Below are 19,499 nucleotides of genomic sequence, written 5' to 3' on the forward strand. Positions count from 1 at the left end.
ATTAACTTCCGTGATTGATTCAACGCTGCCTTTTGGAGGCGTCGTTGGGCGAGCGAATTGGGCTTTCGGACGAGGAATGGACAATCATTGGGCCGCTGCTTCCGCCTGAGACGGGTCGTGGCTGCCGCCCGACACGAGGTAACCGGCTGTATTTCGAAGGCATGATGTGGATTGTCCGAACAGGGTCGCAATGGCGGCACCTGCCTGATGACTATGGTAAATGGAACAGCGTGTTCCGACGTTACCGACGATGGGTGATGACGGGCGTGTTCGACGCGATGCTCGAAACGCTGGCTGAAATGGTGGAGCGAGATGCCACCGCTGATATGATCGACAGCACAGTGGTCCGAGCACATCACTGTGCCGTAGGTATAAAAAAGGGTCTCAGGAAACCGAGGCGCTTGGCCGATCGCGTGGTGGTTTCACCACCAAACTGCACGCCCGATGCAACGCCAGGGGACGGCCACTCGGTTTTGTCCTGACGCCGGGACAGAGGTGGCCTCATTTTTCGGACAGGTGTCTAAGCTCTCATGACCGTCATTAGGGGAGTGCAGTTGCAAGAAGCCTACACCATGACTGGTGTCTGGTGTGACCAAAAACTGATAGTGGACCTGACGGGTGTGCCGCGAGCCGATCGACGACGATTGATCATGCTCTCATCCGCGGGTTGGCTACCGCATTTCCCATTTCCGTCGTGGGCCTTCCTCTCTCTATAGACGGGCGTCGGTCGAAACCTGCCCCAGCTTACAACGAGGATTACCCATCTTGCCTGGTCTTCGCGGCACGCCCGTCAGGTCCGATGACCGGGCGAAGGAAGCCGTGTCAGGTTGGTTGCACGCGGCGACCGATATCCCAGATGAAGCCGACCAGCTCGCGCGCGATCGCCGTGATTACTTTCGGCAAGGCTTTACCGGATGCCGCTAAAGTTCGGTAGCGCTGGCACAAGCGAACTTGCGCCTTCCATGCAATTGCCCTGATTTCCTCTGGCAAGTCCTCGACACGCGCCCGATAACGGCGCTCCTCGCGTGCCGGCAGGCGGTATGACCAGGCTGCCTCAACCAGCATTGCGCGTGTTTCTCGGTTTCCGGTTTTTGTGATGGCGCCGCGACGGGTACGGGTGCCACTGGAAGCCTCTGATGGCACGAGACCAAGCCAGCCCATGAGTTGTTTGGGTGTTTCAAAACGGCTGAGGTCCCCGATTTCTGCAGCAAGCGTTATGGCCACGATGGGGCCGACACCGCGCAACGCCTGCAATGCCTTTACTACTGGCGCGAGTGACCAGCGCGGTAACGCCTCCATGAGCATGGTGTCCAGTCGATCGCAACGCTGCTGAGCTTCTTCAATGCGTCGGATGCTTTCACCCAGAATAAATTGCTGATGTGGTATTTCAAATGCCTGACTTCCCAGCCATCTCCAGTGCGCTTTTGTCCAGTTCGTACGACCGGTGAATTTACGCCCATGGCGCAACAGAAACCCCAGAAGCATCTGTCGGCAGGCAACAAGATCCTGTCTGACCTGGCGCCGACTGCGTACGAGGTCTCGCATAGCCTCGTGTGCCGGATCCGGGATCCAGATTGCCGTCAACTCACCCGATCGCAACAGTCGCGCCAACATTTCGGCGTCTCTCCTGTCCGTCTTCACCCTGTCGGCTGGCTTGCGCGGTATTACAGATGGGGCGATGACACTGCAGTCCATACCCATGCCCAGCAACTGGCGATGGATGCCGTACCCGCAGCCACCTGCCTCATAGCAAAAGTGGAGTGTCGCATCAGGCGTAGCCAGGCGCGACACCAGACGTCGTATGGCCTCGGGCGTGTTGAGAATTGTCCCGTGGAACCGGATTTCTCCCGATCGCCCATCGTCTGCAACAGCCACGGCAATCGTCTCTTTGTGGACATCCAGACCGATGAATTTTACCGTCGACATTGTCATTCTCCTCTCGTGACAAAGTGAGCTTACGCTCCTCCTGACCTCGGAAGGCGAGGCAAATGACGGTCATTGGGTCTATAATCCGACCTGAGAGAGGACGGGTTTTATGGGCAAGGTTACGCGCAAGAGGTATGCAGCGGAGTTCAAATCACGGGTTGCGCTGGAGGCGATCCGCGGGGAGCTGACGCTGGCGGAACTGGCTTCGAAACATGGTGTGCATCAGACGATGATTGCCCAGTGGAAGCGCCAGGCAGTCGAGGGCATGGCGGCAACCTTTTCGGGGAAGGCGGTGTCTGAGCCCCCGGTCAGCCCTGCTGATGTGGAGAAACTACACGCGAAGATAGGCGAGCTTCTCGTGGAACGGGATTTTTTACGCGATGCCTCTGCTCGGTTGGGCGTGATCAGAGGCGGCAGATGATTGACCCGAAGCGAGCACGTCTGCCGATCATCCGGCAATGCACGCTGCTACAACTCAACCGGTCGGGCGTGTACTATCGGCCTGTGCCACAGAACGAGGCCAATCTGGCGTTGATGCGGCTGATCGACGCCCAGTTCCTGGAAACGCCGTATTATGGCTCGCGGCAAATGACATGGCATCTGCGCCGCCTGGGACATGAAGTCGGTCGCACGCGGGTCCGGCGGCTCATGGCGATTATGGGGCTGCGGGCGATCTACCAGAAGCCACGCACGAGTGTGCCCCATCCAGAGCATCGGAAATATCCGTATCTGCTGCGGGATCTGGTCATCGACCGGCCCAACCAGGTCTGGTGTTCCGACATCACGTATATCCCCATGGAACGGGGATTTCTCTATCTCGTGGCGATCATGGACTGGTTCACGCGCAAGGTCCTGTCCTGGCTGGCGTCTGTCGAACACGATGGACGCGGAGTTCTGTATCGAGGCGCTCCGGGATGCGCTGATGCGCTACGGCACCCCGGAAATTTTCAATACGGACCAGGGCTCACAATTCACGACGCCCCGTTTTACCGGGCTCCTGGAAGAGCGTCAGATCCGTATCAGCATGGATGGACGTGGGCGCTGGCTGGATAACGTGTTCATCGAGCGTCTGTGGCGGTCGCTGAAATACGAATGCGTCTACCTGCACGCCTTTGAGACCGGATCAGAACTTCGAGTGGGGCTCACGAAATGGATCACCCATTATAACGGGCAGCGTCCGCACGCAGCACTGGCTGGACGCACGCCCGATGAGGCGTATCATGACGTGCCGACGCCCTCTGGTCCGGGGTTAACCCCGAACCAGAGGGCCAACAGCAGCGCCGTCAGAATGGCGGCATGACAACAACCGGGTATAGCTTATTCAAACCCAAAAACTGTCCGAACAGACGGGTCCACCTCTCTTCAAACGCTACCCGATTGGGTTCTTTCATCTCGATATCGCAGAGGTCCAGACCGCTGAAGGCAAGCTGTACCTCTTCGTTGCCATCGATCGGACAAGCAAATTCGCTGTCACACAACTCGTCGGGAAAGCTGATCGGAAGACAGCCTGGGAATTCCTCGAACATCTCCTGAGCATCATCCCTTACCGGATCCACACTATTCTGACCGATAACGGCATCCAGTTCGCTGATCAGCCCCGTAACCGCAATACGGCCTGGTCTCGCCCCATGCGCTTCGACATGATCTGCGAAGCTCACGGGATCGAACATCGTCTGACGAAACCCAATCATCCCTGGACGAACGGTCAGGTTGAGCGGATGAACCGGACGATCAAGGAAGCAACCGTCAAACGCTTCCATTACGACAGTCATGAGCAGTTGAGGACACACCTCAACGACTTCATGGCAGCCTATAATTTCGGGCGAAGACTCAAGACCCTCAGTGGCCTCACACCTTACGAATACGTCTGCAAAATCTGGACTTCAGAGCCAGAAAGATTCATCATCAATCCAACCCATCAAACCCCGGGACTAAACACCTTATGTGTTTCCAGCCTGTTATGATGACCTCATGAACGCCCCTGGCCAGGGGCGTTCATGAGGTGAGATACAGCGCTTAACACCTGGTAGCCTGACCACGTTTTCTAGCAGGCTGATCTCGCCTCTCTTCACCGTCTCGAACAGTTGACGGCGGCCCGCCTTCGGGACCGCGAACATAAGAAAGAGAGAGTGATATGTCTGCGCAAACCGTCATTGGAATAGACGTGTCCCGAGACTGGCTCGATGGCTTTTGCCTGCCAGAAAAGCAGAGATTTCGTTTTCAGAATTCACCTGATGGCCATGCCAGATTACTGGAAACTCTTCAGAGTATGCCGGACGGTCTCAAAATTGGGTTTGAAGCCACCGGTGGACAGGAATGGGCACTCTGGCGTCTTCTCATCAGTATGGGACTCAATGCAGTCCAGTTGCCTCCTGCACAGATCAAAGCTTTCGCACTCTCCATGGGGAAACGCGCGAAAACCGATCAGATCGATGCGGAATTGATTGCGCGCTTTATGGCTTTTCGTCCAGAAGCAGGACGAACACTGCCGGATGTAAAACTCCAGTTTCTGCGGGTACTGACGGTGCGCAGAGCTCAGATGGTGGAGGCACGTAAACGGCTTTCTGCCCAGATTTCGGCGCGCCGCAAACAGGGTGTGAGCGCTGAACTGGAGGACATGGACAGCAGTCTCAAAGCATTTCTCGAAAGCCAGATCAGCGAGCTCGAACAACGGATTGAAAGCGTTATCGCAGAGGCAGAAGAACTCTCCGCGAAAGCAGAACTTCTCCGCTCCATTCCTGGTATCGGCCCGGTATCAGTCTCCATGCTTCTCGCAGAAATGCCGGAACTCGGCCGTATGACGGCGACAGAAGCTGCTGCCATGGCCGGACTTGCACCAATGGCTCACGATAGTGGCGCGATGCGGGGGAAACGTGTCATTTCAGGGGGAAGAAGATCTCTCCGTCACGTCTTGTTCCAAGCAGGATTGGCAGCTGCCTGCCATAATCCTGTTCTGAAAGCTGTCGCCAAACGCATGAAACAGCGGGGTAAGCCACATAAACTGGTGATCGTCGCTATCGCACGGCGTCTCATCACAATCGCCAACGCCGTCCTCAAAACAGGCCTGCCATGGCGCATTAGCTCCGCCGCTTAAACACAGTTGCTAATCCGGCGTCCAATCTTCAGAACGTAATCCATTTACCCGAGTAAATTCTCGTAGGTTTCCGCTTACAACGACCAGTCCTTTGCTCCGGGCATGCCCCGCAATCATTAAGTCATACGGTCCGATAACACACCCACGGGCTTCCAGATCAGCCCTGATTTCTGCTGTATGTGCTGCTGCATCATCGTCAAATGGCAAAACAGACAAACGCGCAGCAAAATGCTCTACCTCCCGTCGGATTTTTGCCGGATTTTGAGATCTTTCCGCCCCATAGAGGAGTTCGTAAAGCACAACATCTGAAATACAGAGGGCCTCGGCGTTATCGTTGAAACGCTCGCGTAAGCCCTTTGGACGGTCACGCAAGACACGGATACAAAAATTTGTATCCAGAAGATAACGTAGCATCAAAAGCTTTCGCGGTCCTGCATTGCAGGTTGATTGCGTTCGGGTAATTCAGTGCCGGAGGACGAAAAAAAATCATCCCATGCGGCATGCGCAGGCGCAATAATGCGTCGTACGCCATCGGGAATGATCACGACATCCTTCAGGCCAAGGTCAAAGGCAACTGCTTTGGGAAGCCGTACAGCCTGAGAGCGATTGGAAAGAAAGAGAGTTGTGCGGGCAAGCATGGCATCCTCCATAAGGGATATACTAAACGTATATCCATAAATTGATCTGATACCAACAAAATTCGTTCAGCTTTGAATTGGGCTATTTTCCGTCACCGTTCTGGAAGCCAATGTCCATAACAAACATCAAAATAGACGACGGCTTTTTATCTTTTTCCGCCGAGATCAGACCTACCCCTCTTCCCCCGAAGAAGATTAGCCATAGTGTATTTCATACTCCTTAAGATTCATTCCAATCCGATAGGGCCCTTCGAACAGATCCCCAAGGGCCAGACGCCTTCGCAAGGTCAAACGGCGTTGGGCCAGATGATACATTCGGTCATGCAGCAGATGGCAGCGTTGACAGAGTGCACGCAGATTGCGCCACCGGTTGCTGGTGGGGTCGTGATTTAGATGCGCCGCTGCCAGAACTACCTTCGTCTGTCGCATTTGCAGATGCTCGATCAGGTCCGGGGGTGAAACCCGTCTGCCTCGGCCATTGAACCAGTGCCCTGTTTCCGGATGTTTCCATCGGCCACCCGGTAAGACCTGAAGGAATTGTCCATGGGGTCGACCACACCGCTGGCACAGTCCCCTAGCCCGCTCGAACCGCACCTGTCGGCTCAACTCGGGCCAGTTGAGAGGATATAATGCTTTCAGTTCCGGTCGGATCGGCATTTCTATCCTTTAGCACAAAAACAACGTTTAACGACGACGTCTTGCGGAGCCTGACCGCCTCCTCTCCTAGAAAAGATCCACCCCGAGCATATCGCAACCCCTGGTGGAAAACGGAAAACCAGCCCTATGCTCTCGACCATGACGTCCTCTGTCTCCGATCCCGTCCGTCTCGCCGAAGCCCTCCTCTTCCAGAGCAGCGGTCCTGTGTCCCGAATGACGCTGGCGCGGGCTCTGGGAGACGACGTAGAAATCGTCCAGATCCTGAACCAAGTGGCCAGACGCACCGAGGGGCTGGGGTTTGAGTTGGTCGCGGCCGGAGACGGCTGGATGTTCCGCACCGCCCCCGACCTGGAGGAAGCCCTGAGGGCGGTATTGGAGCGACCGCCAGAACGCCTGCCCCGGGCCGTGCTAGAAGTGCTGCTGCTGATCGCTGCGCGTCAGCCGATCACACGGCCCGAGATTGAAAGCTTCCGGGATGCCGCCCTTTCGCAGAAGACCTTGGCTCTTCTGCAGGAAAAGGATCTTATTCGCAGCCTCGGTCGCAAGCCAGTGCCAGGCCAGCCGCAGCTTTGGGGGACGACCGAGACCTTCCTCGTGACCTACGGCCTGAGGTCCCTGGCCGAACTGGATCCGCTCCTCGAAGGTCTGAGAGGCCCGCTTTAAGGCCTTTGGGGCTCTTTCTGCGGGCTTCTGGGACTGCTTTTGCTTATTTTAACACGTGGTAATGTTCTCTTACCGCGTGTTAGATCAGGGTTGCCTTAATTGCTGTCTCACGGCAGACTTGTTGAGTGTTTCAGAGGGAAGATCACCGGCATGACAGTCCCGACAGAGCCTGCAGAGCGTCTTTCCGCAGCGCCCTCCCCCGCCTTGCAGAGTGCTCTGGACGCGGCAAAGGACAGTGCCCGAGCGGCAGCCTATGCGCCCGAAACCCTGCGGGCCTATGCCCATGACTGGCAGGCCTTCTGTCATTGGTGCGACGAACACGACACGTCCCCGCTTCCGGCCGCTCCTCCTGTCGTCGCGGCCTGGCTGCACAGTCTGGCCCCGCACTTCAGCCGCTCGGCTCTCAACCGTCGCCTGGCGGCCGTCGGCTATCAGCATCGCATGCGGGGGTTGGAGTGGAGCTCCGGCCATGCGGCCATCCGCACCACTCTCCGCGCGGCAGGGCGTATGTATGGCGCGCCGCAGAAACAGGCCGCTGCCCTCACCTCCCAGGAACTCCGCAAGCTCGTCGCACCCGAGCATAGCAAAACCGCCGAAGCGCTGGCGGATCTGCGCGATCGGGCCCTTCTGCTGATCGGCTTTGCCGGGGCGCTGCGACGTTCGGAACTGGTTGCTCTGACGACGGAGACCGTCCGGATCGTGGCAACCGGCTTGAAGCTCCATATCGCCCGCAGCAAGACAGACCCCGAACACCGGGGCGAAGACATTTTTTTGCCGCGCGGCAAGCATCGCGAAACCTGCCCTGTCCTGGCTCTAGAGCGATGGCTGAAGAAGGCCGAGATTATTGACGGTCCCCTCTTCCGGTCGATCAACCGCTGGGAGCAGGTGGGACGCGATGCCCTGCATCCGGATGCCGTCCGGCAGATCCTGCTGCGCCGCGCCAGGGTGGCCGGACTTAAGGTGCCTTCCGGGGAACGCCTCAGCCCGCATGGGCTCCGTGCGGGCTTTGTCACCGAGGCCTTCCGGGCCAATGCCCGGGACGAGCAGATCATGGCACACACCCGCCACCGGGACCTGCGCAGCATGCGCCGCTATGTCCGTCGGGCCCGTCTGGACCTGGACTCTCCCGCCCATCTTCTGGACCTGTAGCCCATGCCACAAACGACGGCTGAAATCATCGCGGACCTTGATGCGACAGTCGCGCGCCTGGAAGCCTATCGTCTGGAACTGGAAGCGCGCCCCGTTGCCCACGGGTATCTCGAACCGGGCCCCAGTGACGACGATGAACCGGGGGTCGGCTTTCGTCTCCCCACTCGTCCAGCGCTCACCCGCCACACCCCAAGGCCACCGGCAAGCGGCACGGCGTTTTCAATCGCCGGGTCAGAGCTCTTAGAGCCGAAAACCTCTCTTTATCGTCCGCTATTCAATCCTCAACCGGACTGGCTGGCACATGTCTTGACCGTCACAGGGTCAGAAGCCGTGCTGGCCCGGTTCCGGGCGGCAGCTGCGGGGACTGGCCGTCTATCGTGGGGGCCGGATGTCACCAACCGTGAAGATCTGAGCCGGATCTTTCCCGTTGGTGACGCCCGGACAGCCGCTTTGATCGACCAGATTGTCCAGAGCCAGACGGTCCTTCTCGAACGGGAGGCAGGATCGGGCTCAGTTCCGTTTGATCTTAATGCCCTTTGTCCCATCCCTCTGGATCTTCTCTCCCTCGGCCCCGCTTCCTCCATGACACAAGCGTGGCTGTGGGAGCACTGGGGAACCTCCCGGCCACTGCAGCAGGTCGACGTCATGGATGGGCATCCGAAAAAGAGCACCAACCGCTGGAGTGTTTCTTTCTGGTCGGCGGACTGGACGCCCTGGGCGGCTCTTCAAACCATTGCGACCCAGTGGTCCGACCTCAGCTTTTCCATACGCCCGCTTTACGATGTCTAAGGGACTGCTTTTGGAAGTTGGAGCCTGGCAGGGCCCGCTGGAGGCGCTCCTGCAGGCCGTCCGTCGTCGTGCGATAGATCTTCGGACGCTTCCGCTGAGGGAGCTGATCGACCAGTTTTTGACCTGCGTGGAAGAGCGGCTTAAAAACCGTCCGCTCGAACAAACTGCGAACGATATTGTTCTGGCAGCGACCCTTCTTCAAATGCGCTCAGCTCTTCTGCTTCGGGAAGATACGAAAGAGCACCTTGCCGCCCATTCAGCTGCCAAGCAGATCCAACGCGCCCTACTTCGAAAGGACACGCTTTTGCGTGCCGTGGAGTGCTTTGAAACTCGGCCTGTGCTGGGCGAAAGTGTTTTTGAGCGCGGAAAACAATCCCCCTCGCCTTCTGCTGCTGAAACAGCGTCTTCAATCCTCACCCGGGATCTACTGGACGCGCTTTTGTCAGCATCTCGTCGGAGGGCAAGGCTGCGGCCTCCAGAGAGTATCTTCCAGCCTTCTTTTGTACCACGTGTTTCTGTTCAGGACGCTTTGGCATGGTGGCAGCGGAAAATTCGGGACCATCCGGAGAGCACGTGGGACCTCGTCGAGGGCGTGATGAGTCTTTCTCCCCGAGAAAGTCTTCAAAGCCTCACCCAGCGCAAGGCCGAGTGGGCTGCTCATCTTTCGGCAGTTTTGGAACTTGAAAAACGAGGAGAATTATATCTTAGGCAGTTGCACCTGCCACGAACATTTGCAGTTGATCGTCCCTGACCAGCTATCCCGGCAAGCTTACTGTCGCACTGAGCGGATTCAGAAATATCTTCGATATCTCACTGAATTTATGGCTAATTTTATCCTATATTTAGAAATTAGGCCATTAGAATCAATATGTTTGGTTCTCTATTCAAACGGTACGATGAGAAATTTTTGCACCGCCGAACGGCCAGCTTATTGTGCCACTCAGTTGTTTGGACTCTTCTCGCTCTATCCCCCTCGCTGTCCGCATCATCTTCTTTCACACCTTTTGGACTCTACTCGCCCCCTCTTGGACTTTCCTCGCTCATTGCCGACAGCCGCAATCCACAGCGATTTGAATTTAAAACAGTTATCCCTTGGGATCTCCTCGCCCATTTCTTGGGCTTTGCTCGCTATAATGGCGGTTATCCCTTGGACTCTGGTCGCACATATCTAATAGATATATCTAATAATCTTCCTAGAGCACGCGAGCAGAGTCCAAACCACGGCGAGTGGAGTCCAACGGAGTTCTGTGGAGAACTCGCCGCGAGCAAAGTCCAAATTGACACCCGATCGCCGGCCATGGAAAGTCACGTTCATGGGTGAAATACACAACCTTCTTGAACGCCATGGACTCCATGAAGCTCGGCGACAGGCGTCTCTCGATGGGCAGCTAAGCCGTGTATGTGTCGATGCTGCTCATGAAGTATTAAGTGATGAAGCTTTACAAATTGGCATCACTCATTCGGGCTTTGCGATGGCTGCTCTGCCTCATAAAAAGACTGAAGAGACCATATGGGAACGTGAAGGCGGAGGAATCAAGCTCCTTATTGAAAGCGGCTTAAACGACGACAAAACTCCCGTTGGTATTCCATACGGCTCAATGGCTCGTATGATTCTCCTCTATTTACAAACTCAAGCAGTAAAAACACAATCCCGTGAAGTCGAACTTGGCTCTTCAATGAACGCTTGGCTTAAAGTAATGGGAATTACTGTTGGTGGGAAAACTTATAATTCCGTAAGAGACCAAGCAAAAAGAATAAGTCAGTGCAGGCTAACATTTTTTCGCGTTCACAATGGAGCGAAGATGGTTAGTAATGGAGCATTTGTACGGGATGCAATCTTTCCAATTCAGGAAGATGAAAATCAACCTTCGTTTTGGAGAGAAGTTGTTCGCTTAGACGAAAGTTTTTACGAAAGCTTGATTGACCATCCTCTACCACTTCGGGAAGTAGCGATTCGTCAAATATCCGGAAAATCAAAAGCGATAGATACATATATTTGGTTAGCTTACAGGCTACATATACTCAAAGAACCAGTATCTATCTCGTGGCATGCTTTCAAAGGGCAGTTTGGACCAGAATATGCGCGTATGCGTGACTTCAAACGTGATATTACAGGCCCACTAAAACTAGCCCTCTCTGTTTATCCAGAAGCACACGTAGATGTTGATATGGAAAAAGGGTTGATACTATATCCCTCCCCTCCTCCAGTACCAGAGAGACGTATACTAGGTCGTTAAATATATAACTATTAAATCGGACAATAAAGATAAGGCCAAATATTGCTTGTTGGGCGAAACAATAAGCAATTTGGATAATGCCTATATCGCTTTAGAATCATCTGAAAAATTATCGCTTGCCCAGGCAATAAAGCTATCAGGACGAATGAGCGGGGCATAAAGGCCCCAATAGCCCTTCGCATTACAAGCAATGTAAGAAAGCTGATCCTGATAACAATCAGAAAGTTTTCGCAAAGAATCGCTCTTACTGAGATCAAGTAGAAGAGTTTTTCCGTTTAAAAGATGTTCCTTCAGGTGCGTCCGGTCACTCAGTTCGAAATCACCAGTGACGTGCCCCCTTTTTTGTATCCACTCAAAAGGAGAGTTCCGGTTTTTTATGGCTTTGGGTTGATGGGATGACAAGGGTCTCGGGGGCATGCCCCCGAGACCCTTGTCTGGCGACCTGATCCGGTGTCCTGCCACCCAGCTGGGAATGGGGGCGCACCGTATTGTAGTCTTCCCGCCAGTCAGCCAGAACCTGTCGCGCATGGCTGAGGGAGGTGAACAGCGTTTCGTTGAGGCATTCATCCCTCAATCGGCCATTGAAACTTTCGACAAACCCGTTCTGCTGCGGTTTCCCCGGGGCGATATAATGCCATTCGATCTTCATCTCATCGGCCCATTTCAGGATGGCATGGGATGTGAATTCCGTCCCGTTGTCGCTGACAATCATGAGAGGTTTGCCATATCGCTCCACCAGCACCGTCAGTTCCCGCGCCACACGTCTGCCTGACAGCGATGTGTCGGCAACCAGTGCCAGGTTCTTACGACTGAAATCGTCGATAACAGCCAGAATGCGGAACCGGCGGCCACAGATCAGGGCATCCGAGACAAAATCCAGGCTCCAGCGCTGTCCGGGTTCCTGGGGGATGGTCATGGGAGAGCGCGTTCCCAGTGCCCTCTTTCGACCGCCCCGATGACGGACTTTCAGACCTTCCTCCTGGTAAAGGCGGAACAGCTTCTTGTGATTGGGACTGAAGCCTTCCCGCGCCAGAAGATACCCCAGGCGGCGATAGCCAAAGCGGCGTCGTTGGTCCGCCAGTTCCCGTAGGCGCTGGCGCAGGGCAGCATCGTCCGCTCCGGTAGAAACATACCGCGCGACACGCCTGGCAACACCAATAAGCGCACAGGCTCGGCGTTCACTCAGGGTCAGAGCTTCCTGAATGTGTCGGACCGCCTGCCGTTTCGCGACAGGCGTTACCACTTTTTTCCAACAATTTCCTTCAGGGCCGCATTATCCAGCATGGCATCCGCAAGAAGACGTTTCAGGCGGCTGTTTTCATCTTCCAGCGCCTTCAGCCGTTTGGCCTCGGATACCTCAAGGCCACCATAACGGGTCTTCCATTTGTAGAAGGTCGCGTCACTGATCCCGTGCTTACGGCAAAGATCAGAGACCTTCAGCCCGGATTCCTGTTCCTTCAGGATCCCTATGATCTGCTCTTCCGTAAAACGACTGCGCTTCATCCGTCCGTATCCTTCTCGATCGGACTCTACTTTTAAATGGTTACATTTCCGGGGGGCACGTCAGTTGGCATTCTGGTGCCAGTCCAGAATATTCCCGCCACCCCCTCGATATCCGATATCGCGATGTTTGACGCCCTTGATCGCATGATGACACACGATATCGCTGTCATGGAGGCTGCCGACCGGGAACTGACAGCACGACTGGTCAGCACGTTACGCGCCGTTCCGGCTATTGAGCACGGGCTGCCGAAGCAGGTCATGTCCGAGCAGCGTGTCGAAGCTGTCAGTATCGGTGGGCCCAGCGCATCCTGTACGCAGACAATTATGATGACCTCGAACGGTCAGTCGGCGCCGATCGTTCATGTGTCGAGCACCGGAGGCAAGGCCTGCTCAACGCTTGTATCATCACTGACCGTTGGAAAGCCCGAGAGTCAAAAGCCTGAGGCCATGACCTTGACCCCCGCCGTGGATACGCGGAAGACAGGTTCCGTGAACGAGCATGCCGGGAGTGTCCTGTAAAAAGCAGTCCCTTCCCGCAGGAACGAAGCGATGCGGTTCAAACGGACGGTGAACGCTTTTGATCTGTGTCGTGTCCTGCATGGCGATACGCTCCGTTGTGGGAAAGCCCAACAGAAGGCGTGAAACAGTATAATTCGGTTATTGGATGGGAAAACGGTTATGGATGATATTTCTCTGAAACGTTCCTGGCACAGCAGGGACTGGTCCCGCCTCATCAGACTGTTCAGCGGCCTGACATTCTATGAGCGCTTTGAACAGGCGATCATCTTGACCCTGATCGCGCTCATTATGCTGGTCAGCGCCGTTGCGACGATGCATCTGATCGGGGCGGTCTGGCATCTGGTTGTCGACGTCGGGGTCGATCCTATCAACCAGACAGTTTTTCAGACGATTTTCGGTGCGATCTTTACTGTCATCATCGCCCTTGAATTCAAGCATTCCTTGTTGGTCGTTCTTGCCCAACATGAGAACGTCATCCGGGTGCGGACCATAGTTCTGATCGCCCTGTTAGGGATTGCCCGCAAATTCATCCTGCTGGATCTGCATGAGGTAACCGCCGCAGAATTGTTCGCTCTTTCAGCCGCTGTTCTGGCTCTGGGTATCGTCTACTGGTTGGTTCGCGATCAGGATGCACGCGTCGCGCGAGATGCCCGGGAACAGGCACGTCTCGAAGACACTGCCCTGTCCTGCCGCAAGGCTAAATATCCCTCGGCCTGAACTGTCAAGGAGAAGGCGGCACGAGAAAGTGCCACCTTCTCCTAAGGTTCATATTACATGACGTGCGACGAAGGCGTATTCTTTGTTGTCTCCTGGCCTGATCGGCTCAGATGATCTGTGTCGATCGCCCGGAAGGGCGGGATGGGCTGTCCGGGATAATAAACCGGCCCATTATAGTTCTGATCCAACTGGCTTTCATTCAGCCGGTCAATCAGCATATCGCCTGTGCCGTCCACATAACGAGTGCGCGGCTCGCTTTTTTGCGTTGCAGAAGTCGACGGTGCCGTTCTTGCATCGAATGATGTCTGGGTCTTCCGGGTAACACCATCAGCATATGCACCCGATTGGCACAGCAGAGGCGCAATCAGGGCCAGGCACGACAAAACTCCTCTCATTCTTTTCATGCTCATGATCTTTCGAGACTTCCCCTGGTCGTTCAGCCGACCGGGGAAGAGTTTTTGTCACGCCATCAGGCAGCCTCTTTCTGCGCCTCAATCTGAGGCACAACTTGCCCTGCAGGCGTGGTGGACGACGTGATTGCGATACGGCGCGGTTTCAGCGCTTCCGGTATCTCACGCCTCAGGGTGATGGACAGGCGCCCGTTCTCGAAGCGGGCGTCGGTGACTTTCATATGCTCGGCCAGAGCGAAGCGACATTCGAACTCTCTGCCTGCAATGCCGCGATGGAGATACTCGATCGCGTCTTGAGGCTGGGGCGCCTTTCGCCCTGTCACGACCAGAGTATTACGCTCCTGCGTGATCGTAAGGTCATTCTCGGCAAGACCGGCAACTGCCATGTCGATCCGGTAATCATCCTCACCGGTCTTGAGGATGTCGTAAGGCGGCCAATTATCGACCGTCGGAATCCGGTTGGCGAGATCAAGAGCGTTCAGCATTCTGTCAAAGCCGATGCTTGAACGGAACAGGGGTGCAAAGTCAACAGTGGCTCTCATAGCCATATTCTCCTTTGAGCAACATGGACACAAGATTAATGCAGCTTCTGACTGCACGCCGACCCCTTTCGGCAGCCAGCAATCTGTATCTGGATTTCCCTTCAGAGTCTTCAAGAGGCGAAAATGAAAATAACACTGTACCCCCGACTCTCTCCATATCGTGGATCTGAAATACTGCGGCTTAGAGAAGAAACGTTGGAAGAACGACGTCTGCTCTCCGAAAACTGATGTAGGCCTTAAAATGTCGATAGAGAGGGCGGAAGCGGAACTACCGCTATAGAGAGCCGGAAGGAAAGCTCTCAGTCCGAACCCGCATAATGGTCTGCCGACTTGTGGAGAATTTTCTGGCAAGTGCAGAAACGCTCATACCCTCCGCCAGGTCCTTGAGGACGCCTTGCTTCTCACCTTCTGACAGTGTGGAAGGCCGCCCCAAGGTCTTCCCTTCTGACTTTGCCCGCCTCAAACCAGACTGCGTGCGCTCAATCAGCAGATCCCGCTCGAACTGTGCGACAGCATTCAGAACCTGCATCGTCATTGTGCCGGAGGAACTGGTCAAATCAGCACCGCCAAGTGCGAGGCAGTAAACCTTCACTCCCATGGCTCCCAGCATTTTAACCGTGGTGCTGACATCCATCGCATCGCGACCAAGACGATCAAGCTTGGTCACGATCAGAACATCTCCAGCTTCCAGTCTATCCATAAGGCGAGCAAAGCCACGTCGTTGCGCAATAGAGGTACTCCCGGAAATCGTTTCGGTAACAACCCGACGAGGCTCAACCTGAAAACCGGCGGCTTCAATTTCCTGAATCTGGTTCTCGGTCGTCTGTCCGACGGTTGAAACGCGGACGTAGGCAAAAGTGCGTGGCATGGGGCTCATTTCGTTCGAATAGGATGTCCGAAATATGAACTATGTCCGAAATACTGTAAAGGTAATTTGCGGACAGATCGCTTCGCCCCTGTCCGTAAACGATCGTTTTCGGACACCCGAATTTTATGGCACCAACAATAAAAATGACCTAAACACGGAAAATGACTCAAACCAAGATTGCAACCTTTTAGAACGGGAGATCAGTTACATGATTCGTGTCAACGTTATGCCGAATGGTCGACTTGTTCTGCCGGTTGGCTTGCGTAAGTCGCTTGGCGTCGAAAAAGGCGGCCAGCTCATGGCGGAGATCGTAGATGGGCAAGTTCGCTTAATGACGCCTGATGCCTCGCTTGATCGGGCCAGGGCACTGTTCCGAAAATATGTCCCGGCCGGCACCTCGATTGCGGACGAAGTCATTGCTGAGCGACGCGCTGAAAATGCGCTCGACAGCCATGACGATGGGGTGAAGCGCTGATGCCGATTTGCGTCATCGACACATCCGCTGTCTTTGCGGACCTGAATGAGGAAACAGGGGCTGAAGAAGCTCGGTACTGGCTGCGCGATGCAGCCATCTCCGCAATCAACCTGCAGGAGATCGTTTCTAAAGCTGTTGATAAAGGCGTCCCGGCCGAAGGAATATCCGAACTTATCTCAGCTTTGCGCCTAGACGTGCGGCCTCTTGATCAGAACCTGGCTCTCGCGGCCGGATTGATGCGCGATGCGACCAAGCGGGTTGGTCTCAGTCACGGAGACCGTGCCTGTCTGGCGCTAGCCAAAAAAATGGGTCTCCCCGCGGTCACGGCCGATCGGGCATGGGCTGAAATTGCGGACGCAATCGGAGTTGAGGTGGTTCTCATTCGATAGTCGTACGCAGTGTAAACCCTATGCAGGTTTTCTGTTCCACGGCTGCTTGCCCCCCAGAAGGAGCCGCTCGAAATAAGCGGATCTTCCGGTTTCGCCTTCATCTCGGACATTCAAACGCCCAAATGACTCTCCGTAGAGCCGACCAGACATTAGCATATTTTTGATTGACACATACCCTCCCCTATAGGGTAGGGAAAAGGCATGGCACATGAAACTCACCCTCTCATCAAGCGCCGCCTGAAACAGGCGCACGGGCACCTCGCAAAAGTCATGGAGATGATGGATGCCGGGCGGTCATGTTCAGACCTGGCGCAGCAACTCGAAGCGATCGAAAGTACGATCCGAGGTGCCAAGCGACTGCTGGTTCAGGATCATCTTGAGCACTGCATCATCGACGCCATCGCGGACGGGAAAATGACCCGTGAAGACGCGATGCAAGAATTTTCCTTCCTCACCAAATATTTTTGAGCAATCGAGCATGATCTCCTCGCGGTTTTATCCTGGATCGTGGGGCGGCAGGATTTGTGTCCTGTCCTGCGTGGGCGCCGCTCTCCTGCGGCCCCCTGTCTCTCTCGCGGCTGACAACACGGTCATTCCGTTTCATGCTGCGCTGGTCGCGGCATGGGAAAACGATCCGGTTCGCCGCGAACTGGTGACGAATACCCAGTCGGCGGACGCGCGCGCTGCGGCGGCGCGGTCCTGGTTCGCGGGTGGCCCCGTCCTGACCGGCAGTTATTATGACGACCGCGCCGCAGGCACCAATCTCGGCTACATCACCTGGCAAGGCGGCGTGTCCGTGCCGCTCTGGCTCCCCGGCCAGGGCAGCGCGACAGAGCGCGTGGCGCAAGCTGATTCCAAGACGGTGTTGTCGCGCGTCGATGTCGAGCGGATGGCTGTCGCGGTTCGTGTTCTCGAACAAACGGGTGCCGTCATCCTCTCTGAACGTCGGGTCATTGCAGGACATGCGATCGTGCGCTCGTTCGAGCATATCGCCGAGTTGACAGCACGTGCCCATGGACATGGTGAGGTGGGCACGGTGGAATTGCAGGCGGTGACGGCGCAACTCGCTGACGCACGCGGCGAGGTCGCGAAGGCGAACACCGAGTTGGCCAGCGCACGTTCCCGCCTTCAAACGCTTCTGGGTGTCCCAGGTGTGCCAGATCTGATGGCTGCCGATCCGCGATGGCTCGACCGGGTTCCCCTCGGTGACACGCGCAAGATCGAGGAGCAGGATCCCCGCGTGCAATCAGCGCATCGAGAGGTCATCGCCGCGCAGGAACAGATGCGCCTGGCACGCGCCAGTTTCATGCCGAACCCGGAAATCGGCGTTGATGCAATCGATCAGGGACAGTACGGCAGCCCGTGGGCGACGCAGGTCGGGGTCAACTTCCGCATTCCCCTACCAAGCGATGTGACGCATACCCCGCAGATCTCGGCCGCGCGTGATCGTTTGGCAGCCTCAACGCGCGCTGAAATCCAGGCCCGAAGGGCCGTGCATGACGAACTCGCCCAGGTCATGGCGAGCCTCGCCGGAACGCGGGAAGCCCTTCTTCAGGCTCGTACGAGCGCCGCGCAGACGATGCGGCGTGCCGACGCCATCGAGCATTCCTGGACCTTGGGTGAAACCCCGCTGATCGAAGCCTTGCGCGCCCGAACCGACGCGTGGCGGTCTCTACTCGCGCTCAATCAGGCGGAAGTATCCTGGCACGGCGCCATCATCCGAACCGGTATTTCGACAGGAACGCTTCCTTGAAAACCAGATATCTTCTGACCGCAGCCTTGCTGATGGGCACGTCTGTCGTCACGCTAGCTCCCGGTCGGGCCGAAACGGCCATCTGGATGCGCTCCGTGCATCTGGACGCGGCCGCGCAGGCCAGCGAAAAACTCTCCATCATTCAGGTCGTATCCGGCACACTGCAGGCCAGTATACCGGCGATGGCTTCGGTGACCAGCAACACGGCGCGATCCGTCGCCATTCGGCCTGCTGGAAGCGGTAAGGTCACTGACGTGTCGATCACGCCCGGCCAGCAGGTCCGTCAGGGGCAGGTCATGATCACCTACACGGATCATACCCTTCACGAACTCTACCTCCAGCAGGATCAGGCCCGCGCCGCGCTAGCCTCTGCGCGAGCGGCCTTAACCGAAGCCACCAAAGCCTATCAGCGCGGACGTGCCCTGGACGGTAGTACCGTGTCGACCGGCGAGGTGCAGCGGCGTCTTGCAGCAAGGCAGCAGGCCGAAGCTGCCCTCGCGGCTCGTCAGGCCGACATTGGAACGATCGAACATCGCCTGCACGAGGAATTCACGTCCGTGACGGAGACCATCGGCCATGGCGAGGATTCGCGGCTGATTTCTCCTGTTAACGGTGTGGTGCAGAGCCTTGCCACGGCGGTTGCAGCAGATGTTACAGCAGGCGAGACAGTCGCGGTCGTGACGGATCTGTCGACGGTGTGGATCGTGGCACAGATCCGACCGCAGGATGCTGCCATGCTAGCCGTCGGAGGCCGCGTCACCGTCCGTCCGTCCGGAAACGCAAACGTTGCGCCGCTGGTTACGACGATCAGTACGATCGACGGCATGGCCGACCCGGCGACCGGGTTATTACGTGTGGTCAGCGTCGTGGAAAATCATACTATCCCCCTGCGCCCTGGAGAGATGCTCGATGCACAGATCGAGACGACGCATGGTGTATCGGGACTTATCGTGCCAACCACAGCCATCCAGGATATTGCCGGACATAGCATCGTCTATGTGCCTGACGGAAAAGGCGCGTTCCAAGCTCATGAAATACGCATCCTTCTGGCGACGGACGATCAGGCGGTCATAGAAAGCGACCTGCATGCCGGCGAGCAGGTGGTTGGCGCGGGCAGCTTCGCTCTCAAGGGCACAGCACTCCTTGCCGATCAGAGCGGCGGCTAAGACC

23 protein-coding genes and 2 pseudogenes are annotated in these 19,499 nt (G+C 56.2%); 16 read left to right on the forward strand and 9 right to left on the reverse strand.

Annotated elements, in window-relative coordinates; all coding sequences use genetic code 11:
* The first annotated feature begins 44 nt into the window (after positions 1-44).
* Entirely contained in the window at positions 45-482 is a 438-nt protein-coding gene (locus tag ABDK75_RS15715) for an IS5 family transposase (RefSeq protein WP_346006366.1), read from the forward strand.
* 340 nt (positions 483-822) lie between these two features.
* On the opposite strand, the gene ABDK75_RS15720 is transcribed toward ABDK75_RS15715, so the two are convergent.
* On the reverse strand, positions 823-1,926 hold the full coding sequence (locus tag ABDK75_RS15720) for an IS110 family transposase (protein ID WP_373317500.1): 1,104 nt from the start codon (positions 1,924-1,926) through the stop codon (positions 823-825).
* 109 nt (positions 1,927-2,035) lie between these two features.
* Here ABDK75_RS15720 and ABDK75_RS15725 point away from each other — a divergent pair.
* The 3 genes and pseudogenes from ABDK75_RS15725 to ABDK75_RS15735 all read left to right on the forward strand — a co-directional run bounded on the left by ABDK75_RS15725 (position 2,036) and on the right by ABDK75_RS15735 (position 5,020).
* Positions 2,036-3,226 (forward strand): annotated as a pseudogene (locus ABDK75_RS15725) (IS3 family transposase).
* Positions 3,227-3,287: 61 nt separating this feature from the next.
* Positions 3,288-3,890: pseudogene (locus ABDK75_RS15730) on the forward strand (DDE-type integrase/transposase/recombinase); the annotation flags it as partial.
* A gap of 170 nt (positions 3,891-4,060) precedes the next feature.
* Complete coding sequence (locus tag ABDK75_RS15735; RefSeq protein WP_346006367.1) at positions 4,061-5,020, forward strand: IS110 family transposase; 960 nt, start codon at positions 4,061-4,063, stop codon at positions 5,018-5,020.
* Positions 5,021-5,029: 9 nt separating this feature from the next.
* On the opposite strand, the gene vapC is transcribed toward ABDK75_RS15735, so the two are convergent.
* The 3 genes from vapC to ABDK75_RS15750 form a co-directional block, all read right to left on the reverse strand.
* Positions 5,030-5,434, reverse strand: a complete 405-nt coding sequence (gene vapC / locus ABDK75_RS15740) for a tRNA(fMet)-specific endonuclease VapC (protein WP_023942105.1) — start codon at positions 5,432-5,434, stop codon at positions 5,030-5,032.
* Positions 5,434-5,658 carry a type II toxin-antitoxin system VapB family antitoxin gene (gene vapB / locus ABDK75_RS15745; protein WP_211499663.1) on the reverse strand — a complete coding sequence of 75 codons (225 nt, stop codon included), beginning with the start codon at positions 5,656-5,658 and terminating at the stop codon, positions 5,434-5,436. Before vapB ends, vapC begins: the two co-directional genes overlap by 1 nt.
* A gap of 195 nt (positions 5,659-5,853) precedes the next feature.
* A complete protein-coding gene (locus ABDK75_RS15750) occupies positions 5,854-6,315 on the reverse strand; it encodes a hypothetical protein (protein ID WP_211509061.1) in 462 nt (153 codons plus the stop codon).
* A gap of 138 nt (positions 6,316-6,453) precedes the next feature.
* Here ABDK75_RS15750 and ABDK75_RS15755 point away from each other — a divergent pair, with 138 nt between their 5' ends.
* From ABDK75_RS15755 to ABDK75_RS15775, 5 genes are all read left to right on the forward strand, one after another.
* The gene (locus ABDK75_RS15755) at positions 6,454-6,978 is read left to right on the forward strand and encodes an SMC-Scp complex subunit ScpB (protein ID WP_346006368.1); all 525 of its coding nucleotides are present in this window, start codon (positions 6,454-6,456) and stop codon (positions 6,976-6,978) included.
* A gap of 150 nt (positions 6,979-7,128) precedes the next feature.
* Positions 7,129-8,127 carry a site-specific integrase gene (locus ABDK75_RS15760; RefSeq protein WP_346004366.1) on the forward strand — a complete coding sequence of 333 codons (999 nt, stop codon included), beginning with the start codon at positions 7,129-7,131 and terminating at the stop codon, positions 8,125-8,127.
* A gap of 3 nt (positions 8,128-8,130) precedes the next feature.
* Positions 8,131-8,916: a hypothetical protein gene (locus tag ABDK75_RS15765; RefSeq protein ID WP_346006369.1), complete on the forward strand. Its 786-nt coding sequence runs from the start codon at positions 8,131-8,133 to the stop codon at positions 8,914-8,916.
* Entirely contained in the window at positions 8,909-9,667 is a 759-nt protein-coding gene (locus tag ABDK75_RS15770; protein ID WP_346004368.1) for a chromosome segregation protein ScpA, read from the forward strand. The genes ABDK75_RS15765 and ABDK75_RS15770 overlap by 8 nt, the downstream gene beginning before the upstream one ends.
* 562 nt (positions 9,668-10,229) lie before the next feature.
* Positions 10,230-11,153, forward strand: coding sequence for a replication protein RepA (locus ABDK75_RS15775; RefSeq protein WP_346004369.1), 924 nt, complete (start codon positions 10,230-10,232; stop codon positions 11,151-11,153).
* Positions 11,154-11,234: 81 nt separating this feature from the next.
* Here ABDK75_RS15775 and ABDK75_RS15780 read toward each other — a convergent pair whose 3' ends face one another.
* Both ABDK75_RS15780 and ABDK75_RS15785 read right to left on the reverse strand, forming a co-directional pair.
* On the reverse strand, positions 11,235-11,570 hold the full coding sequence (locus ABDK75_RS15780) for a monooxygenase (protein ID WP_346004370.1): 336 nt from the start codon (positions 11,568-11,570) through the stop codon (positions 11,235-11,237).
* Positions 11,506-12,656, reverse strand: a protein-coding gene (locus ABDK75_RS15785) for an IS3 family transposase (RefSeq protein WP_346004371.1) whose coding sequence is annotated in 2 segments (ribosomal slippage) — positions 11,506-12,398 and positions 12,398-12,656 — 1,152 coding nt in all. Because the reading frame shifts where the segments join, the coding sequence is not laid out codon by codon here. The genes ABDK75_RS15780 and ABDK75_RS15785 overlap by 65 nt, the downstream gene beginning before the upstream one ends.
* Before the next feature lie 36 nt (positions 12,657-12,692).
* Between ABDK75_RS15785 and ABDK75_RS15790 the strand changes: the two genes are divergently transcribed.
* Together ABDK75_RS15790 and ABDK75_RS15795 are read left to right on the forward strand one after the other, a co-directional pair.
* Positions 12,693-13,175: a hypothetical protein gene (locus tag ABDK75_RS15790; protein ID WP_346006370.1), complete on the forward strand. Its 483-nt coding sequence runs from the start codon at positions 12,693-12,695 to the stop codon at positions 13,173-13,175.
* A 159-nt stretch (positions 13,176-13,334) separates the two neighbouring features.
* Positions 13,335-13,892 carry a phosphate-starvation-inducible PsiE family protein gene (locus ABDK75_RS15795; RefSeq protein ID WP_346004373.1) on the forward strand — a complete coding sequence of 186 codons (558 nt, stop codon included), beginning with the start codon at positions 13,335-13,337 and terminating at the stop codon, positions 13,890-13,892.
* 53 nt (positions 13,893-13,945) lie between these two features.
* Here the strand turns inward: ABDK75_RS15795 and ABDK75_RS15800 are convergent, their stop codons facing one another.
* From ABDK75_RS15800 to ABDK75_RS15810, 3 genes are all read right to left on the reverse strand, one after another.
* Positions 13,946-14,296, reverse strand: a complete 351-nt coding sequence (locus ABDK75_RS15800; RefSeq protein WP_152834819.1) for a hypothetical protein — start codon at positions 14,294-14,296, stop codon at positions 13,946-13,948.
* A gap of 65 nt (positions 14,297-14,361) precedes the next feature.
* A complete protein-coding gene (locus ABDK75_RS15805) occupies positions 14,362-14,844 on the reverse strand; it encodes an Hsp20 family protein (protein ID WP_346004374.1) in 483 nt (160 codons plus the stop codon).
* Positions 14,845-15,118: 274 nt separating this feature from the next.
* Complete coding sequence (locus ABDK75_RS15810) at positions 15,119-15,712, reverse strand: recombinase family protein (protein WP_346004375.1); 594 nt, start codon at positions 15,710-15,712, stop codon at positions 15,119-15,121.
* Between the two features lie 208 nt (positions 15,713-15,920).
* Here ABDK75_RS15810 and ABDK75_RS15815 point away from each other — a divergent pair, with 208 nt between their 5' ends.
* From ABDK75_RS15815 to ABDK75_RS15835, 5 genes are all read left to right on the forward strand, one after another.
* On the forward strand, positions 15,921-16,187 hold the full coding sequence (locus ABDK75_RS15815) for a hypothetical protein (protein ID WP_099213473.1): 267 nt from the start codon (positions 15,921-15,923) through the stop codon (positions 16,185-16,187).
* Entirely contained in the window at positions 16,187-16,576 is a 390-nt protein-coding gene (locus tag ABDK75_RS15820; RefSeq protein ID WP_099213474.1) for a PIN domain-containing protein, read from the forward strand. The genes ABDK75_RS15815 and ABDK75_RS15820 overlap by 1 nt, the downstream gene beginning before the upstream one ends.
* A gap of 201 nt (positions 16,577-16,777) precedes the next feature.
* On the forward strand, positions 16,778-17,044 hold the full coding sequence (locus ABDK75_RS15825; protein ID WP_062106603.1) for a metal-sensing transcriptional repressor: 267 nt from the start codon (positions 16,778-16,780) through the stop codon (positions 17,042-17,044).
* A 10-nt stretch (positions 17,045-17,054) separates the two neighbouring features.
* Complete coding sequence (locus ABDK75_RS15830) at positions 17,055-18,329, forward strand: TolC family protein (RefSeq protein WP_346006371.1); 1,275 nt, start codon at positions 17,055-17,057, stop codon at positions 18,327-18,329.
* The gene (locus tag ABDK75_RS15835; RefSeq protein WP_336763666.1) at positions 18,326-19,495 is read left to right on the forward strand and encodes an efflux RND transporter periplasmic adaptor subunit; all 1,170 of its coding nucleotides are present in this window, start codon (positions 18,326-18,328) and stop codon (positions 19,493-19,495) included. Before ABDK75_RS15830 ends, ABDK75_RS15835 begins: the two co-directional genes overlap by 4 nt.
* Positions 19,496-19,499 lie beyond the last annotated feature (4 nt).

The organism is Gluconobacter sp. OJA (genome assembly GCF_039638325.1).
Classification (GTDB): domain Bacteria; phylum Pseudomonadota; class Alphaproteobacteria; order Acetobacterales; family Acetobacteraceae; genus Gluconobacter; species Gluconobacter cerinus.

What these genes read in the sequence shown, in the direction of transcription:
- ABDK75_RS15830 (WP_346006371.1), top strand. Translation starts at nt 17,055, where the DNA reads ATGATCTCCTCGCGGTTTTATCCTGGATCGTGGGGCGGCAGGATTTGT.
- ABDK75_RS15760 (WP_346004366.1), top strand. Translation starts at nt 7,129, where the DNA reads ATGACAGTCCCGACAGAGCCTGCAGAGCGTCTTTCCGCAGCGCCCTCC.
- ABDK75_RS15825 (WP_062106603.1), top strand. Translation starts at nt 16,778, where the DNA reads ATGGCACATGAAACTCACCCTCTCATCAAGCGCCGCCTGAAACAGGCG.
- ABDK75_RS15795 (WP_346004373.1), top strand. Translation starts at nt 13,335, where the DNA reads ATGGATGATATTTCTCTGAAACGTTCCTGGCACAGCAGGGACTGGTCC.
- ABDK75_RS15735 (WP_346006367.1), top strand. Translation starts at nt 4,061, where the DNA reads ATGTCTGCGCAAACCGTCATTGGAATAGACGTGTCCCGAGACTGGCTC.
- ABDK75_RS15770 (WP_346004368.1), top strand. Translation starts at nt 8,909, where the DNA reads ATGTCTAAGGGACTGCTTTTGGAAGTTGGAGCCTGGCAGGGCCCGCTG.
- ABDK75_RS15720 (WP_373317500.1), bottom strand. Translation starts at nt 1,926, where the DNA reads ATGTCGACGGTAAAATTCATCGGTCTGGATGTCCACAAAGAGACGATT.
- ABDK75_RS15750 (WP_211509061.1), bottom strand. Translation starts at nt 6,315, where the DNA reads ATGCCGATCCGACCGGAACTGAAAGCATTATATCCTCTCAACTGGCCC.
- ABDK75_RS15790 (WP_346006370.1), top strand. Translation starts at nt 12,693, where the DNA reads ATGGTTACATTTCCGGGGGGCACGTCAGTTGGCATTCTGGTGCCAGTC.
- vapB (WP_211499663.1), bottom strand. Translation starts at nt 5,658, where the DNA reads ATGCTTGCCCGCACAACTCTCTTTCTTTCCAATCGCTCTCAGGCTGTA.
- ABDK75_RS15775 (WP_346004369.1), top strand. Translation starts at nt 10,230, where the DNA reads ATGGGTGAAATACACAACCTTCTTGAACGCCATGGACTCCATGAAGCT.
- ABDK75_RS15805 (WP_346004374.1), bottom strand. Translation starts at nt 14,844, where the DNA reads ATGAGAGCCACTGTTGACTTTGCACCCCTGTTCCGTTCAAGCATCGGC.
- ABDK75_RS15780 (WP_346004370.1), bottom strand. Translation starts at nt 11,570, where the DNA reads ATGCCCCCGAGACCCTTGTCATCCCATCAACCCAAAGCCATAAAAAAC.
- ABDK75_RS15755 (WP_346006368.1), top strand. Translation starts at nt 6,454, where the DNA reads ATGACGTCCTCTGTCTCCGATCCCGTCCGTCTCGCCGAAGCCCTCCTC.
- ABDK75_RS15815 (WP_099213473.1), top strand. Translation starts at nt 15,921, where the DNA reads ATGATTCGTGTCAACGTTATGCCGAATGGTCGACTTGTTCTGCCGGTT.
- vapC (WP_023942105.1), bottom strand. Translation starts at nt 5,434, where the DNA reads ATGCTACGTTATCTTCTGGATACAAATTTTTGTATCCGTGTCTTGCGT.
- ABDK75_RS15800 (WP_152834819.1), bottom strand. Translation starts at nt 14,296, where the DNA reads ATGAAAAGAATGAGAGGAGTTTTGTCGTGCCTGGCCCTGATTGCGCCT.
- ABDK75_RS15765 (WP_346006369.1), top strand. Translation starts at nt 8,131, where the DNA reads ATGCCACAAACGACGGCTGAAATCATCGCGGACCTTGATGCGACAGTC.
- ABDK75_RS15810 (WP_346004375.1), bottom strand. Translation starts at nt 15,712, where the DNA reads ATGCCACGCACTTTTGCCTACGTCCGCGTTTCAACCGTCGGACAGACG.
- ABDK75_RS15820 (WP_099213474.1), top strand. Translation starts at nt 16,187, where the DNA reads ATGCCGATTTGCGTCATCGACACATCCGCTGTCTTTGCGGACCTGAAT.